Below are 13,031 nucleotides of genomic sequence, written 5' to 3'. Positions count from 1 at the left end.
GCGTTACTCCGCGTTGTGCAGCGCCAGGCAGTTGTCGAGCATACGGTTGGAGAAGCCCCACTCATTGTCGTACCACGCCAGCACTTTCAGCAGTTTGCCGCTGACTTTGGTGTGATTGGCGTCGAAAATCGACGAAAGCGGGTTGTGATTAAAGTCGCTGGAAACCAGTGGCAGGCTGTTGTAACCCAGTACCTTGGAGTGTTGGCTGGCTTCTTTGAACACGGCGTTGACTTCGGCTGCCGTGACTTCGCGTTTCAGCTCAACGGTCAGGTCGACCAGTGACACGTTGATCACCGGTACGCGTACGGCCATGCCGGTCAACTTGCCGGCCAGTTCTGGCAACACCAGACCCACCGCTTCGGCGGCGCCGGTTTTGCTCGGGATCATGTTCTGGGTTGCCGAGCGCGCGCGGTACGGGTCGGTGTGATACACGTCGGTCAGGTTCTGGTCATTGGTGTAGGCGTGGATGGTGGTCATCAAGCCGTTTTCAATGCCAAATTCACGGTGCAGAATTTGTGCTACCGGCGCCAGGCAGTTCGTGGTGCAGGATGCATTGGAAATAATCTGATGCGATTGGCGCAGAATGTCGTGGTTTACGCCATAGACCACTGTCGCATCGGCGTTTTTGCCCGGTGCGGAGATAATCACCTTGCGGGCGCCAGCGGTAATGTGTGCTTCAGCCTTGTTGCGTTCAGTGAAAAACCCGGTGCATTCAAACACCACGTCAATCTTCAGCGCAGCCCATGGCAGCTCAGCCGGATTACGAATGGCTGTCACATTGATGCGGTCACCATTGACGGTCAGGCTTTCTTGGTCATGCTCAACGGTGGCGTCGAATGTGCCATGAACCGTGTCGTACTTGAGCAGATGAGCGTTGATCGAACTGTCGCCCAAATCGTTGATGGCGACGATCTGCAAGTCCTGTCGGTAGCCTTGGGTATACAGTGCTCGCAGGACGTTACGGCCGATCCGGCCAAAACCATTGATTGCGATTCGTAGTGTCATGGAAAGCACCTGTCATCAATTTGTTGTTGGAATTACAAGATTATTCTCATAAAAATAGAAAACAAGCCATTTAAGTGGCAATATTTTGTTTTATCTACAACGAGTGACCTGAATCAACGGGTCCAAATGACTGAAGCCGCGTCTGCGAGCCTCCGTCAGCATAGGACACGTACAGGTCGCCACATCCGTTAGCCTGGAGTTCAACACATGCATCCCCGCGTTCTTGAAGTCACCGAGCGTCTTATTGCCCGCAGTCGTGCAACCCGCGAGGCGTATCTGGCGCTTATTCGCGGTGCAGCCAGCGACGGTCCGCAACGCGGCAAGCTGCAATGTGCCAACTTCGCCCATGGCGTGGCCGGGTGTGGCACGGAAGATAAAAACAGCCTGAAACTGATGAACGCAGCCAACGTGGCAATTGTTTCGTCATATAACGACATGCTCTCGGCGCATCAGCCCTACGAGCACTTCCCTGAGCAAATCAAACAAGCGCTGCGTGAAATGGGTTCCGTGGGCCAGTTCGCCGGTGGCACGCCCGCTATGTGTGATGGCGTGACCCAAGGCGAAGCGGGGATGGAACTGAGCCTGTTGAGCCGCGAAGTGATCGCGCTGTCGACCGCCGTTGCGCTGTCGCACAACATGTTTGATGGCGCATTGATGCTGGGAATCTGCGACAAGATCGTGCCGGGCCTGTTGATGGGCGCGCTGCGCTTCGGCCATCTGCCAACGATCTTTGTTCCGGGCGGGCCAATGCCGTCGGGCATTTCCAACAAGGAAAAAGCCGACGTACGCCAACGCTACGCCGAAGGCAAAGCCAGCCGTGAAGAACTGCTGGAATCGGAAATGAAGTCCTACCACAGCCCTGGCACTTGCACGTTTTATGGCACCGCCAACACCAATCAGTTGCTGATGGAAGTGATGGGCCTGCACTTGCCGGGCGCGTCTTTCGTCAATCCTTACACGCCACTGCGCGATGCACTGACTCGCGAAGCCGCGCACCAAGTGACCCGTCTGACCAAGCAAAACGGCGACTTCATGCCGTTGGGCGAGATCGTGGACGAGCGTTCACTGGTCAACTCCATCGTCGCGCTGCATGCCACTGGCGGTTCCACCAACCACACCTTGCACATGCCGGCGATTGCCATGGCGGCCGGTATTCAGCTGACCTGGCAAGACATGGCCGACCTGTCCGAGGTGGTGCCAACCCTGTCCCATGTGTATCCAAATGGCAAAGCCGACATCAACCACTTCCAGGCCGCGGGCGGTATGGCGTTCCTGATTCGCGAGTTGCTTGAGGCTGGCCTGCTGCATGAAAACGTCAACACTGTGGCCGGTCATGGCCTGAGCCGTTACACCCGTGAACCGTTCCTCGTGGACGGCAATCTGGTATGGCGTGATGGCCCGATTGAAAGCCTCGACGAATCGATCTTGCGTCCGGTGGCTCGTGCGTTTTCGCCTGAGGGCGGGTTGCGGGTGATGGAAGGTAACCTGGGGCGCGGGGTGATGAAGGTCTCGGCGGTTGCGCCAGAGCACCAGATTGTTGAAGCCCCGGCGCGGGTGTTTCAGGACCAGCAGCAACTGGCCGACGCCTTCAAGGCCGGTGAACTGGAACACGACTTTGTCGCGGTGATGCGCTTTCAGGGCCCGCGTTCGAACGGCATGCCCGAGCTGCACAAAATGACCCCGTTCCTCGGCGTGTTGCAGGATCGCGGCTTCAAAGTGGCGCTGATTACCGACGGACGGATGTCCGGCGCGTCGGGCAAAATTCCGGCAGCCATTCACGTCAGCCCCGAAGCTTCGATTGGCGGCGCCCTGGCGCGAGTCCAGGACGGCGATCTGATTCGGGTCGATGGCGTAAAAGGTACGTTGCAACTGCTGGTAGATGAGGCAGAATTCGCGGCGCGCACCCCGGCCGTTGGCACCTTGAGTAATGCCGTCGGCACTGGGCGTGAGTTGTTTGCGTTTATGCGTCAGGCCTTCAGTTCGGCTGAGCAGGGCGCGAGTACCTTTACCTCGGCTCTGGAAAACCTGAAATGAAGCTCGCCCTCGTCGGTGATATTGGTGGCACCAACGCACGTTTTGCTCTGTGGGAAAACGATCAACTGCGCTCCGTCAACGTACTGGCCACGGCTGATTACACCTGTCCGGAAGAGGCGATCAAGGTCTACCTGCAAAGTCTGGACATAAGCCTTGGGGCGGTCGGCTCGGTGTGCCTGTCGGTGGCCGGGCCGGTGAGTGGCGACGAGTTTCGCTTTACCAACAACCATTGGCGCTTGAGCCGGTCGGCGTTTTGCGAAACCTTGCAGGTCGATCACCTGCTGCTGATCAACGACTTCAGCGCCATGGCGCTGGGCATGACGCGCCTGGAGCCCGAAGACGTGCTTCAGGTGTGCCCCGGTATTGCCGATCCGGCGCGCCCGGCGGTGGTGATCGGGCCGGGCACGGGGCTGGGTGTGGGCACCTTGCTCAACCTGGGCGACGAGCAGTGGATGGCCTTGCCGGGGGAGGGCGGGCACGTCGACCTGCCCATGAGCAACCCGCGCGAAGTGCAACTGTGGCAGCACATCTACAACGAAATCGGCCACGTCAGCGCCGAAAGCATCTTGAGTGGCAGCGGCTTGCCGCGTGTGTATCGGGCAATCTGCGCGGTCGACGGGCATGAGCCGGTGCTGGACAGCGATCGGGCGATCACCGCTGCGGCTTTGGCGGGTGATCCGGTGGCATTGCAGGTGCTGGAGCATTTCAGTTGCTGGCTGGGGCGTGTCGCGGGCAACAACGTATTAACCGTCGGCGGGCGTGGCGGGGTGTACATTGTCGGCGGCGTGATACCGCGCTTTGCCGATATTTTCTTGAACAGCGGGTTTGCCAAAAGCTTTGCTGACAAAGGCTGCATGAGCGACTACCTCAAGGGTATTCCGGTCTGGCTGGTGACGGCGCCTTACTCAGGTTTGATTGGCGCAGGCGTGGCGTTACAGCAAACGTTCGGTTGAGGAGAGACTTTTAACTGTAGGAGCGAGCTTGCCTCGCGATCTTTTGACCTTTAAAAAGATCGCGAGGCAAGCTCGCTCCTACAGGGAGATCTTCGTCCATAACAACAATAAGGATCAGTACCTGTGAGTACACCCGGCAAATCCATTTTGCTGGTCGACGATGACCAGGAAATTCGGGAGCTCCTTGATATCTACCTCACCCGTGCCGGTTTCCAGGTGCGTACTGTGGGTGATGGGGCCGGTTTTCGGCAGGCCCTCAATGAGGCATCGAGTGATCTATTGATTCTGGATGTGATGTTGCCCGACGAAGACGGCTTTAGCCTGTGTCGTTGGGTGCGGCAACACCCGCGTTTCGCGCAGACACCCATCATCATGCTCACCGCCAGTTCCGATGAAACCGACCGTGTAATCGGGTTGGAACTGGGCGCTGATGATTATCTGGGCAAGCCTTTCAGCCCCCGTGAACTTCAAGCGCGCATCAAGGCATTGCTGCGCCGCGCACAATTTTCCAGTGCGGGCAGCGGCAACGAAATCATGGCCTTCGACGAGTGGCGGCTGAATACCGTGACCCATCGCCTGTTTCATATCGATGGTGAAGAGGTGATTTTGTCCGGGGCCGACTTCGCCCTGCTCAAACTGTTCCTGGATAATCCGCAGCATATCCTTGATCGCGACACCATTGGCAACGCGACCCGTGGGCGCGATCTGATGCCGCTCGACCGTATTGTCGACATGGCTGTCAGCCGTTTACGCCAACGCCTGCGAGACACCGATAAGCCGCCGCGCCTTATCCGCACCATCCGTGGCAGCGGTTATCAGTTGGCGGCCCAGGTCACGGTCGGAAATGGCCATTAAGGTCCTGCGAAAAATACGTCTGCCTCGCTCATTGCTGGGTCGTATGTTGCTACTGACCTTGCTTGCCATCTTGCTGGCGCAGACCCTGTCGAGTGCGATCTGGCTGTCGCAACTGCGCACCACGCAACTTGAGGGGCTGGTGAACAGTGCGCGCAGCATGGCGCACTCGATGAATGCGACGGTGACGTATTTGCGCTCCTTGCCGCTGGCGTATCGTCCGCTGGTGCTGGATCAGATGCGCAGCATGGGCGGTACGCGCTTTGTCGTGAGCCTCAATGACAAGCCCCTGGACATGCAGGTGCTGGAGCCGACCCCACGCAAGCAGGCGGTCATGGACGCCGTCGATCAAGTCTTGCGCCAGTCGCTGGGGCCGGGTGTCGACATGTCAGTAAAATTTGTCAGCCCTCAGGACCTGCGTATCTTCAACGCGGGCCTTAAGCTCGACGAACTGCCGCGCTCCTGGGCGCATTTCGCCTTGACCCTCGAACCTGTTAATCCGCCCGTGCTGGTGACTCAGATCAAGATGGCCCAAGGGGAGTGGCTGTACATCGCCTCGCTGTTGCCGCAGCCCTACACCAGCCTTGAAGAAGAGGGGCTGCCAGCCTTGCAGGTGTGGTTTATCGTGCTCAGCAGCATTTTTTTGCTGTTGTTCATTGGCGTGTTGGTGCACTGGCAAAGCCGCCCGCTCAAGCGTCTGGCCAAGGCTGCGCGAGACATGTCATTGGGTGAGGACGATGTCCAGCCCGTCGAAATCGCAGGCGGCAGTGAAGTGGTTGAGGTCGGGCGGGCCTTGAACACCATGCGCGCCCGCATCAGCCGTTACCTGACTGAGCGTGGGCAATTGTTCAGTGCCATTTCCCATGACTTGCGCACGCCCATCACCCGCTTGCGGCTGCGGGTTGAACTGCTGGATGACGAACAGTTGCAATATAAGTTTGGTCGCGACTTGGATGAGCTCGAAATGCTGGTCAAAGGCGCCTTGCAGTGCGTCAAAGACACCGATATTCACGAGAACATCGAGCCGGTGGATTTGAATACGCTGCTGGATTGCCTGATCGAGCCTTACCTGCTGCCGCAAGGCAATGGCCGCGTGACATTGCAGGGGCGGGCCGTCAGCCCCTATTCAGGCAAGTCGCTGGCCTTGCGTCGCTGTGTGGGCAACCTGATTGATAACGCCCTCAAGTACGGTAACTACGCGCACCTGCGCATTGAAGACGACAAACATGCCTTTACCTTGACGGTGGACGATGAAGGGCCGGGCGTCCCTGAACAGCGCCTGGAACAGGTCTTTGAACCCCATTTTCGTCTGGCCGGGCAACAACAGGGCTACGGCCTTGGCTTGGGGATTGCGCGCAGCATTGCCCACAGTCACGGCGGTGAAGTGAGCTTGCAAAACCTGCGTACAGGTGGTTTGCGGGTCACTTTGTACTTGCCGCGAAATGCCGACTGATGGACAGGCTGGCCTGCTCGGCACTGATGGGCAACACCGGTTCCAGATCCGGGCCTGCAACCTCTTCGATGGCCGTTTTCAACTCGCGGGTTTTGTGCATCGCCGCCTTGATGCGGTTTTCACGCACGCGTCGGCTGGTCTGGCTGAAGTGCAACTGCAACTTCTCCATGGCCACGTCATACGGGTCGTTGCACAGCGTTAATTGCCGCTCGCGCTCCTGCAATGCCATCTGTTTGGCCTCTTCTTCTCCGTAACGATCAATTCGAAAGCTCTTGCTCAGGTTGTAGCCATGTATGCGCGTCGTTGCGCGCCAATAATCGATCTGGTTGGACTGGACCCGATACACCCCAGCGTGGCCGCTGGTGTTGTGAGGCATTAGGCGCTGACGGCTTTCATAGGTGAAAGACAGCGGCATTTTCAGTACCAGTTGATTACGCATGATTTCAGCGGCTTCCAGCGCTGCGATCTCACCGCCGTGTTCGACAAAGTCAAAGACTTGCGCGTGCACTTTGCCTGAGCGCTGAATTTCGATTTTCCAGGCGTAGGGTCGACCGTTCTTATCTTTGACGGGGTAAATAAAGCAATCATTGCGAGTCGTTAATTTACGTTCTGACATGAGTCATATCTCCTGAAGGGTGTCGGCATCCGTTCTTTTAGAGTGACGATGAGAGGCAGACTCGCTGATGTTATTTGCGTGTACAACGTGGGAAAACGACTTCGGGATGCGTCCTACAGTCAATGCGGAAAATACCTTGTGAGGCGGTGATTTCAACGAAGAGGGGCATAGAGAGAACTGGCTTTGACCATGCTGAAATATTGCTGCAGGCGTCTATTGTCATGGGTCTAATGTCACAAGACAGTGACATATGAACATCTGTTCGTTACGTGGGCCCCGTGGGGCGTGGATACACTCTTTAGCAGCGCAAGCAAAAAGACTTGCACAGCTATAACAACAATAAAGGTCATCACATGAATTCATTCAATCGCCTCGCCGTTGTCATATCTCTCGCAACTCTTTTCCCTCTGAACACCTATGCTGCCGACTCCAAAGGTTCGGTTGAAGTGGTGCATTGGTGGACGTCCGGTGGCGAAAAAGCGGCCGTAGATGTGCTGAAGGCTCAAGTCGAGAAAGACGGCTTTACCTGGAAAGACGGCGCAGTTGCCGGTGGTGGCGGTGCTACCGCGATGACCGTGCTCAAAAGCCGTGCGGTTGCTGGCAACCCGCCAGGCATGGCGCAGATCAAAGGGCCGGACATTCAGGAGTGGGCCTCCACCGGGCTGCTCGACACTGACGTTCTGAAGAATGTCGCCAAAGAAGAGAAGTGGGACAGCCTGCTCGACAAGAAAGTCTCCGATACCGTGAAGTACCAGGGCAACTACGTGGCCGTGCCGGTGAACATTCACCGTGTGAACTGGCTGTGGATCAACCCGGAGGTCTTTAAAAAGGCCGGTATCGAAAAACCACCTGCCACCCTTGAAGAATTCTACGCCGCCGGTGACAAGCTCAAGGCTGCGGGCTTCATTGCGCTTGCCCACGGTGGGCAGCCTTGGCAGGACAGCACGGTTTTTGAAGCCGTCGTGCTCTCGGTCATGGGCGTTGATGGGTACAAGAAGGCCTTGGTTGACCTCGATAACGCGGCCCTGACCGGCCCGGAAATGGTCAAGGCGCTGACTGAACTGAAGAAAGTGGCGACCTACATGGACGCCGATGGCAAAGGCCAGGACTGGAACCTGGAAGCGGCCAAAGTCATCAACGGCAAGGCCGGCATGCAGATCATGGGCGACTGGGCCAAGAGTGAATGGACCGCCGCCAAGAAAATCGCCGGCAAAGACTATGAATGCGTAGCCTTCCCGGGCACCGACAAAGCCTTCACTTACAACATCGACTCTTTGGCGGTGTTCAAGGTGAAAGACGAAGGTACCAAAGCAGGTCAACAGGACATTGCCAAAGTGGCGCTGGGTGAAGACTTCCAGAAAGTCTTCAGCATCAACAAGGGCTCAATTCCGGTTCGCAACGACATGTTGAACAACATGGAAAAGCTCGGCTTTGACGCCTGTGCCCAGACCTCGGCCAAGGACTTCCTGGCTGACGCCAAGTCCGGCGGCCTGCAGCCAAGCATGGCGCACAACATGGCAACCACGCTGGCTGTGCAGGGGGCGTTCTTTGACGTAATCACCAATTACATCAACGACCCTAAGGCCGACCCGGCCGACACCGCCAAAAAACTTGGCGCGGCGATCAAATCCGCTAAGTAACCCTCCTGTAGGAGCGAGCTCGCCTCGCGATCTTTTAGATGATCAAAAGATCGCGAGACAAGCTCGCTCCTACAAGGACCAGCCTCTACTTTTTCCTTGCTCGGGTTCTCTCCATGAGTTCTGTTGCTGCGTTCAGGAAAGTCTCGCCCTTCGATGCCTTGCAGCGCTGGCTACCAAAACTGGTACTGGCGCCCAGCATGTTCATCGTTCTGGTGGGCTTCTATGGCTACATCCTGTGGACGTTTGTTCTCTCGTTCACCAATTCAACGTTCTTGCCGACTTACCAGTGGGTAGGCCTGGCGCAGTATCAGCGCTTGTTCGACAACGACCGCTGGTGGGTGGCGAGCAAGAACCTGGCCGTGTTCGGCAGCATGTTTATTGGCATCACCTTGGTGATTGGCGTAACGCTGGCGGTATTCCTTGATCAGCGCATCCGTCGCGAAGGGTTTATTCGCACTATTTACCTGTACCCGATGGCGCTTTCGATGATCGTCACCGGTACCGCCTGGAAGTGGCTGCTCAACCCCGGCATGGGGCTGGACAAGCTGCTGCGCGACTGGGGATGGGAAGGTTTTCGTCTGGACTGGCTGATCGACCCTGATCGCGTGGTGTATTGCCTGGTCATCGCGGCTGTCTGGCAAGCCTCGGGCTTTATCATGGCGATGTTCCTCGCAGGCCTGCGCGGGGTTGATCAATCGATCATTCGTGCGGCCCAGATCGATGGCGCGAGCTTGCCGCGCATCTACTGGAAAGTGGTACTGCCAAGCCTGCGCCCGGTGTTCTTCAGTGCCGTGATGATCCTGGCGCACATCGCGATCAAGAGTTTTGACCTGGTGGCGGCGATGACAGCCGGTGGCCCGGGCTATTCGTCCGACCTGCCAGCCATGTTCATGTATTCCTTCACCTTTAGCCGCGGTCAGATGGGCGTGGGTTCGGCCAGTGCGATTCTGATGCTCGGTGCGATTCTCGCGATCATCGTGCCTTACCTGTATTCCGAGCTAAGGAGCAAGCGCAATGAATAGTCTTGCTGGCAAGCGCTCTTTAAGCCTGAGCCGTATTGCAATCTATGCCGTGCTGATCTTCGCCGTACTGCTGTACCTGGTGCCCTTGGTGGTGATGCTGTTGACCAGCTTCAAAACCCCGGAAGACATCAGCACCGGTAACCTGCTGAGCTGGCCAACCGTGGTCACCGGCATTGGCTGGGTCAAGGCCTGGGCCACGGTCGACGGTTACTTCTGGAACTCGATCAAGATCACTGTCCCGGCGGTGCTGATCTCCACCGCCATTGGCGCGTTGAACGGCTACGTGTTGTCGATGTGGCGCTTTCGCGGTTCGCAGCTGTTCTTTGGTCTGTTGCTGTTTGGCTGCTTCCTGCCGTTTCAGACGGTACTGCTGCCTGCCTCGTTTACCTTGGGCAAGATGGGCCTGGCCAGCACGACCACCGGCCTGGTGTTCGTGCACATCGTCTACGGCCTGGCGTTTACTACACTGTTTTTCCGCAACTACTACGTCAGCATTCCCGATGCGCTGGTGAAGGCCGCACGCTTGGATGGGGCGGGTTTCTTTACGATTTTTCGTCTGATCATTCTGCCGATGTCGACCCCCATCATCATGGTTTGCCTGATTTGGCAGTTCACCCAGATCTGGAATGACTTCCTCTTCGGCGTGGTGTTTTCCAGTGGTGATTCACAGCCCATTACCGTGGCGCTGAACAACCTGGTGAACACCAGCACCGGGGTCAAGGAATACAACGTTGATATGGCAGCGGCGATGATCGCCGGGCTGCCGACCCTGCTGGTCTATGTGGTCGCAGGCAAGTATTTCGTGCGCGGTCTGACGGCCGGCGCGGTCAAGGGGTAATCATGGCAACGCTTGAGCTTCGTAACGTAAACAAGACCTATGGTGCTGGCCTGCCGGACACCCTGAAAAACATCGAATTGTCGATCAAGGACGGCGAGTTCCTGATCCTGGTAGGACCATCGGGCTGCGGCAAATCGACCCTGATGAACTGCATAGCGGGCCTGGAGAACATCACCGGCGGCGCGATCATGATTGATGACGAAGACGTCAGCGGCATGAGCCCCAAGGACCGTGACATCGCCATGGTGTTCCAGTCCTACGCGCTGTACCCGACCATGAGCGTGCGCGAGAACATCGAATTCGGCCTCAAGATCCGCAAGATGGCGCAGTCGGCCATCGACGAAGAAGTTGCCCGGGTGGCCAAGCTGCTGCAGATCGAACATTTGCTCAATCGCAAGCCGGGCCAGTTGTCGGGTGGCCAGCAGCAGCGTGTCGCGATGGGCCGTGCGCTGGCGCGTCGACCGAAGATTTACCTGTTCGACGAACCGTTGTCCAACCTCGACGCCAAGCTGCGGGTCGAGATGCGCACCGAAATGAAACTGATGCACCAGCGCTTGAAAACCACCACCGTCTACGTGACCCACGACCAGATCGAGGCCATGACCCTGGGCGACAAAGTGGCGGTCATGAAAGACGGAATCATCCAGCAGTTCGGTACGCCCAAGCAGATCTACAACGATCCGGCCAACCTGTTTGTCGCGAGCTTTATCGGTTCGCCGCCGATGAACTTCATACCGCTGCGCTTGCAGCGCAAGGACGGCCGTCTGGTGGCGCTGCTGGACAGTGGCCAGGCGCGTTGTGAGTTACCGATGAGCATGAACGACGCAGGCCTGGAAGACCGTGAGGTGATCCTGGGTCTGCGTCCGGAGCAAATCGTCCTGGCCTCGGCCGAGGTCACGGGCGGACCGACTCTTCGCGCCGATGTACAAGTGACCGAGCCGACGGGGCCGGACACCCTGGTGTTCGTTCAACTGAACGGCGTCAAAGTGTGTTGCCGCCTCGCGCCTGATGTTGCTCCACAAGTGGGAGAGGCCCTGAACCTGCAGTTCGACCCGGCCAAAGTGTTGCTGTTCGATGCTCAAACCGGTGAGCGCTTGGGCACAGCCGCTTCGTTGCCTGCACAGGATCGTGCCGACAACGTCGCCCAATTCAAAGGACGCTGAATCTTCCTTTCGGGGAAGGATGTTTCGGAAAAAGCAGTAAACCGCGTTAGACAAAAACAGTTAATAACAATAAAGACGAGGATGTAGGGATGAAAAAGCAACACACCAACACTCGGTTGATCTGCCAGCTGTCAGCGGTTGCCGCGCTGGTTCTTTCTGCCAATGCGATGGCAGACGAAGCGTTCAGCGCCGATTCCAAGTGGATGACCGGCGATTGGGGCGGCGAGCGGACCAAGCTCATCGAACAGGGGATCGACATCAAGGCTGATTACGTCGGTGAAGTGGGCGCCAACTTGCATGGTGGCTACAACAACGATAAAACAGCGCGCTACAGCGACCAGTTTGGTCTGGGCGTGGCGTTGGACCTGCAAAAGCTGTGGGGCTGGGATAACACCCAGGCCAAGATCCAGCTCACCAACCGCAACGGGCAAAACATCTCCAACGACCGTGTTGGCGATCCACGTGCGGGCACCCTGAGTTCTTCCCAGGAGGTCTACGGCCGTGGCCACATGGTGCGTCTGACCCAGTTGTACATCCAGCATCAGTTCCTTGATGGCAAGCTGGACGTCAAAGCCGGTTATTTCGGTGAGGGCGAAGACTTCAACACCTTCCCGTGTGAATTCCAGAACCTGGCGTTCTGCGGTTCGCAGGTGGGTAACTGGGCCACTAACATCTGGTACAACTGGCCGGTCAGCCAGGCGGCACTGCGTGTGAAGTACAACATCACGCCTGAGTTCTATGCGCAGATCGGCGCGTACAACCAGAACCCGTCGCAACTGGAGCACGGCAACGGCTTCAAACTTAGCGGCAGCGGCACCAAAGGCACTGTGTTGCCTGTCGAGCTGGTCTGGTCGCCTAAGGTCAATAACCTGCCTGGCGAATACCGTGTCGGTTACTACAAAAGCACGGCGCCTGCTGCTGACCTGCGTGAAGACATCAACGGCAATGACGCGGCCACCACCGGTCAGAGCTATCGCGTACATGACAGCAAGCACGGCTACTGGTTCGTGGTTCAGCAACAGCTCACCAGCCACAACGGTGATGCTTCGCGCGGCCTGAATATCGCGGCCAACGCAACCTTCCACGACAAGGCCACCAACATTGTCGACAACTACCAGTCGCTGATGTTTGTGTACAAAGGCCCGTTCGATGCACGTCCAAAAGATGACATCGGCATTGGCTTTGCCCGTATCCATGTCAACGACGACGTGAAGAAAAACGCTGAGCTGGCCAACGCGGCCATCGGTGCGACCGACTACAGCGATCCGCTGTATTCACCGCTGCGCTCCACCGAGTACAACTACGAAATCAACTACGGCTTCCACGTGACCAATTGGCTTACCGTGCGTCCCAACTTGCAGTACATCACTCACCCGGGTGGTGTGGACCAAGTTGACAACGCGTTGGTGGCTGGCCTGAAAATTCAGTCGGTGTTCTAACGTTGTTGCGATAAGC

Annotated in this window: 11 protein-coding genes; 9 read left to right on the top strand and 2 right to left on the bottom strand. The window is 57.4% G+C overall.

The genetic code is table 11. The features are described from left to right. Positions 1-3 precede the first annotated feature (3 nt). On the bottom strand, positions 4-1,005 hold the full coding sequence (gene gap, locus RHM56_RS16715) for a type I glyceraldehyde-3-phosphate dehydrogenase (protein ID WP_322234090.1): 1,002 nt from the start codon (positions 1,003-1,005) through the stop codon (positions 4-6). 207 nt (positions 1,006-1,212) lie between these two features. Here gap and edd point away from each other — a divergent pair, with 207 nt between their 5' ends. The 4 genes from edd (at position 1,213) to RHM56_RS16695 (ending at position 6,297) form a co-directional block, all read left to right on the top strand. Next, positions 1,213-3,039: a phosphogluconate dehydratase gene (edd, locus tag RHM56_RS16710; RefSeq protein ID WP_322234087.1), complete on the top strand. Its 1,827-nt coding sequence runs from the start codon at positions 1,213-1,215 to the stop codon at positions 3,037-3,039. Then, positions 3,036-3,992, top strand: coding sequence for a glucokinase (locus tag RHM56_RS16705; RefSeq protein WP_322234084.1), 957 nt, complete (start codon positions 3,036-3,038; stop codon positions 3,990-3,992). The genes edd and RHM56_RS16705 overlap by 4 nt, the downstream gene beginning before the upstream one ends. Positions 3,993-4,115: 123 nt before the next feature. Next, positions 4,116-4,847: a response regulator transcription factor gene (locus tag RHM56_RS16700; protein WP_322234081.1), complete on the top strand. Its 732-nt coding sequence runs from the start codon at positions 4,116-4,118 to the stop codon at positions 4,845-4,847. Further along, a complete protein-coding gene (locus RHM56_RS16695; RefSeq protein ID WP_322234078.1) occupies positions 4,837-6,297 on the top strand; it encodes an ATP-binding protein in 1,461 nt (486 codons plus the stop codon). The genes RHM56_RS16700 and RHM56_RS16695 overlap by 11 nt, the downstream gene beginning before the upstream one ends. On the opposite strand, the gene RHM56_RS16690 is transcribed toward RHM56_RS16695, so the two are convergent. Beyond that, positions 6,266-6,913 (bottom strand): AP2 domain-containing protein, encoded by a 648-nt coding sequence (locus RHM56_RS16690; protein ID WP_322234076.1) that lies wholly within the window; start codon positions 6,911-6,913, stop codon positions 6,266-6,268. The genes RHM56_RS16695 and RHM56_RS16690 overlap by 32 nt on opposite strands. 353 nt (positions 6,914-7,266) lie before the next feature. Here RHM56_RS16690 and RHM56_RS16685 point away from each other — a divergent pair, with 353 nt between their 5' ends. From RHM56_RS16685 to RHM56_RS16665, 5 genes are all read left to right on the top strand, one after another. Then, the gene (locus RHM56_RS16685) at positions 7,267-8,553 is read left to right on the top strand and encodes an ABC transporter substrate-binding protein (RefSeq protein ID WP_322234073.1); all 1,287 of its coding nucleotides are present in this window, start codon (positions 7,267-7,269) and stop codon (positions 8,551-8,553) included. 113 nt (positions 8,554-8,666) lie between these two features. Beyond that, on the top strand, positions 8,667-9,575 hold the full coding sequence (locus RHM56_RS16680; protein WP_322234071.1) for a sugar ABC transporter permease: 909 nt from the start codon (positions 8,667-8,669) through the stop codon (positions 9,573-9,575). Continuing rightward, positions 9,568-10,413 (top strand): carbohydrate ABC transporter permease, encoded by an 846-nt coding sequence (locus RHM56_RS16675; RefSeq protein WP_322234069.1) that lies wholly within the window; start codon positions 9,568-9,570, stop codon positions 10,411-10,413. Before RHM56_RS16680 ends, RHM56_RS16675 begins: the two co-directional genes overlap by 8 nt. A gap of 2 nt (positions 10,414-10,415) precedes the next feature. Then, positions 10,416-11,576, top strand: a complete 1,161-nt coding sequence (locus RHM56_RS16670; RefSeq protein ID WP_322234067.1) for a sn-glycerol-3-phosphate ABC transporter ATP-binding protein UgpC — start codon at positions 10,416-10,418, stop codon at positions 11,574-11,576. An 89-nt stretch (positions 11,577-11,665) separates the two neighbouring features. Continuing rightward, entirely contained in the window at positions 11,666-13,015 is a 1,350-nt protein-coding gene (locus RHM56_RS16665; protein ID WP_322234064.1) for a carbohydrate porin, read from the top strand. Positions 13,016-13,031: the final 16 nt, after the last annotated feature.

Source organism: Pseudomonas sp. CCC3.1 (genome assembly GCF_034347405.1).
Classification (GTDB): Bacteria; Pseudomonadota; Gammaproteobacteria; order Pseudomonadales; family Pseudomonadaceae; genus Aquipseudomonas.
This window is presented reverse-complemented; position numbering and strand designations above follow the sequence as displayed.

Bases quoted from the DNA above. Each gene is read 5' to 3' on its own strand.
- gap (WP_322234090.1), bottom strand. From the start codon at position 1,005: ATGACACTACGAATCGCAATCAATGGTTTTGGCCGGATCGGCCGTAAC.
- edd (WP_322234087.1), top strand. From the start codon at position 1,213: ATGCATCCCCGCGTTCTTGAAGTCACCGAGCGTCTTATTGCCCGCAGT.
- RHM56_RS16705 (WP_322234084.1), top strand. From the start codon at position 3,036: ATGAAGCTCGCCCTCGTCGGTGATATTGGTGGCACCAACGCACGTTTT.
- RHM56_RS16695 (WP_322234078.1), top strand. From the start codon at position 4,837: ATGGCCATTAAGGTCCTGCGAAAAATACGTCTGCCTCGCTCATTGCTG.
- RHM56_RS16690 (WP_322234076.1), bottom strand. From the start codon at position 6,913: ATGTCAGAACGTAAATTAACGACTCGCAATGATTGCTTTATTTACCCC.
- RHM56_RS16685 (WP_322234073.1), top strand. From the start codon at position 7,267: ATGAATTCATTCAATCGCCTCGCCGTTGTCATATCTCTCGCAACTCTT.
- RHM56_RS16680 (WP_322234071.1), top strand. From the start codon at position 8,667: ATGAGTTCTGTTGCTGCGTTCAGGAAAGTCTCGCCCTTCGATGCCTTG.
- RHM56_RS16675 (WP_322234069.1), top strand. From the start codon at position 9,568: ATGAATAGTCTTGCTGGCAAGCGCTCTTTAAGCCTGAGCCGTATTGCA.
- RHM56_RS16670 (WP_322234067.1), top strand. From the start codon at position 10,416: ATGGCAACGCTTGAGCTTCGTAACGTAAACAAGACCTATGGTGCTGGC.
- RHM56_RS16665 (WP_322234064.1), top strand. From the start codon at position 11,666: ATGAAAAAGCAACACACCAACACTCGGTTGATCTGCCAGCTGTCAGCG.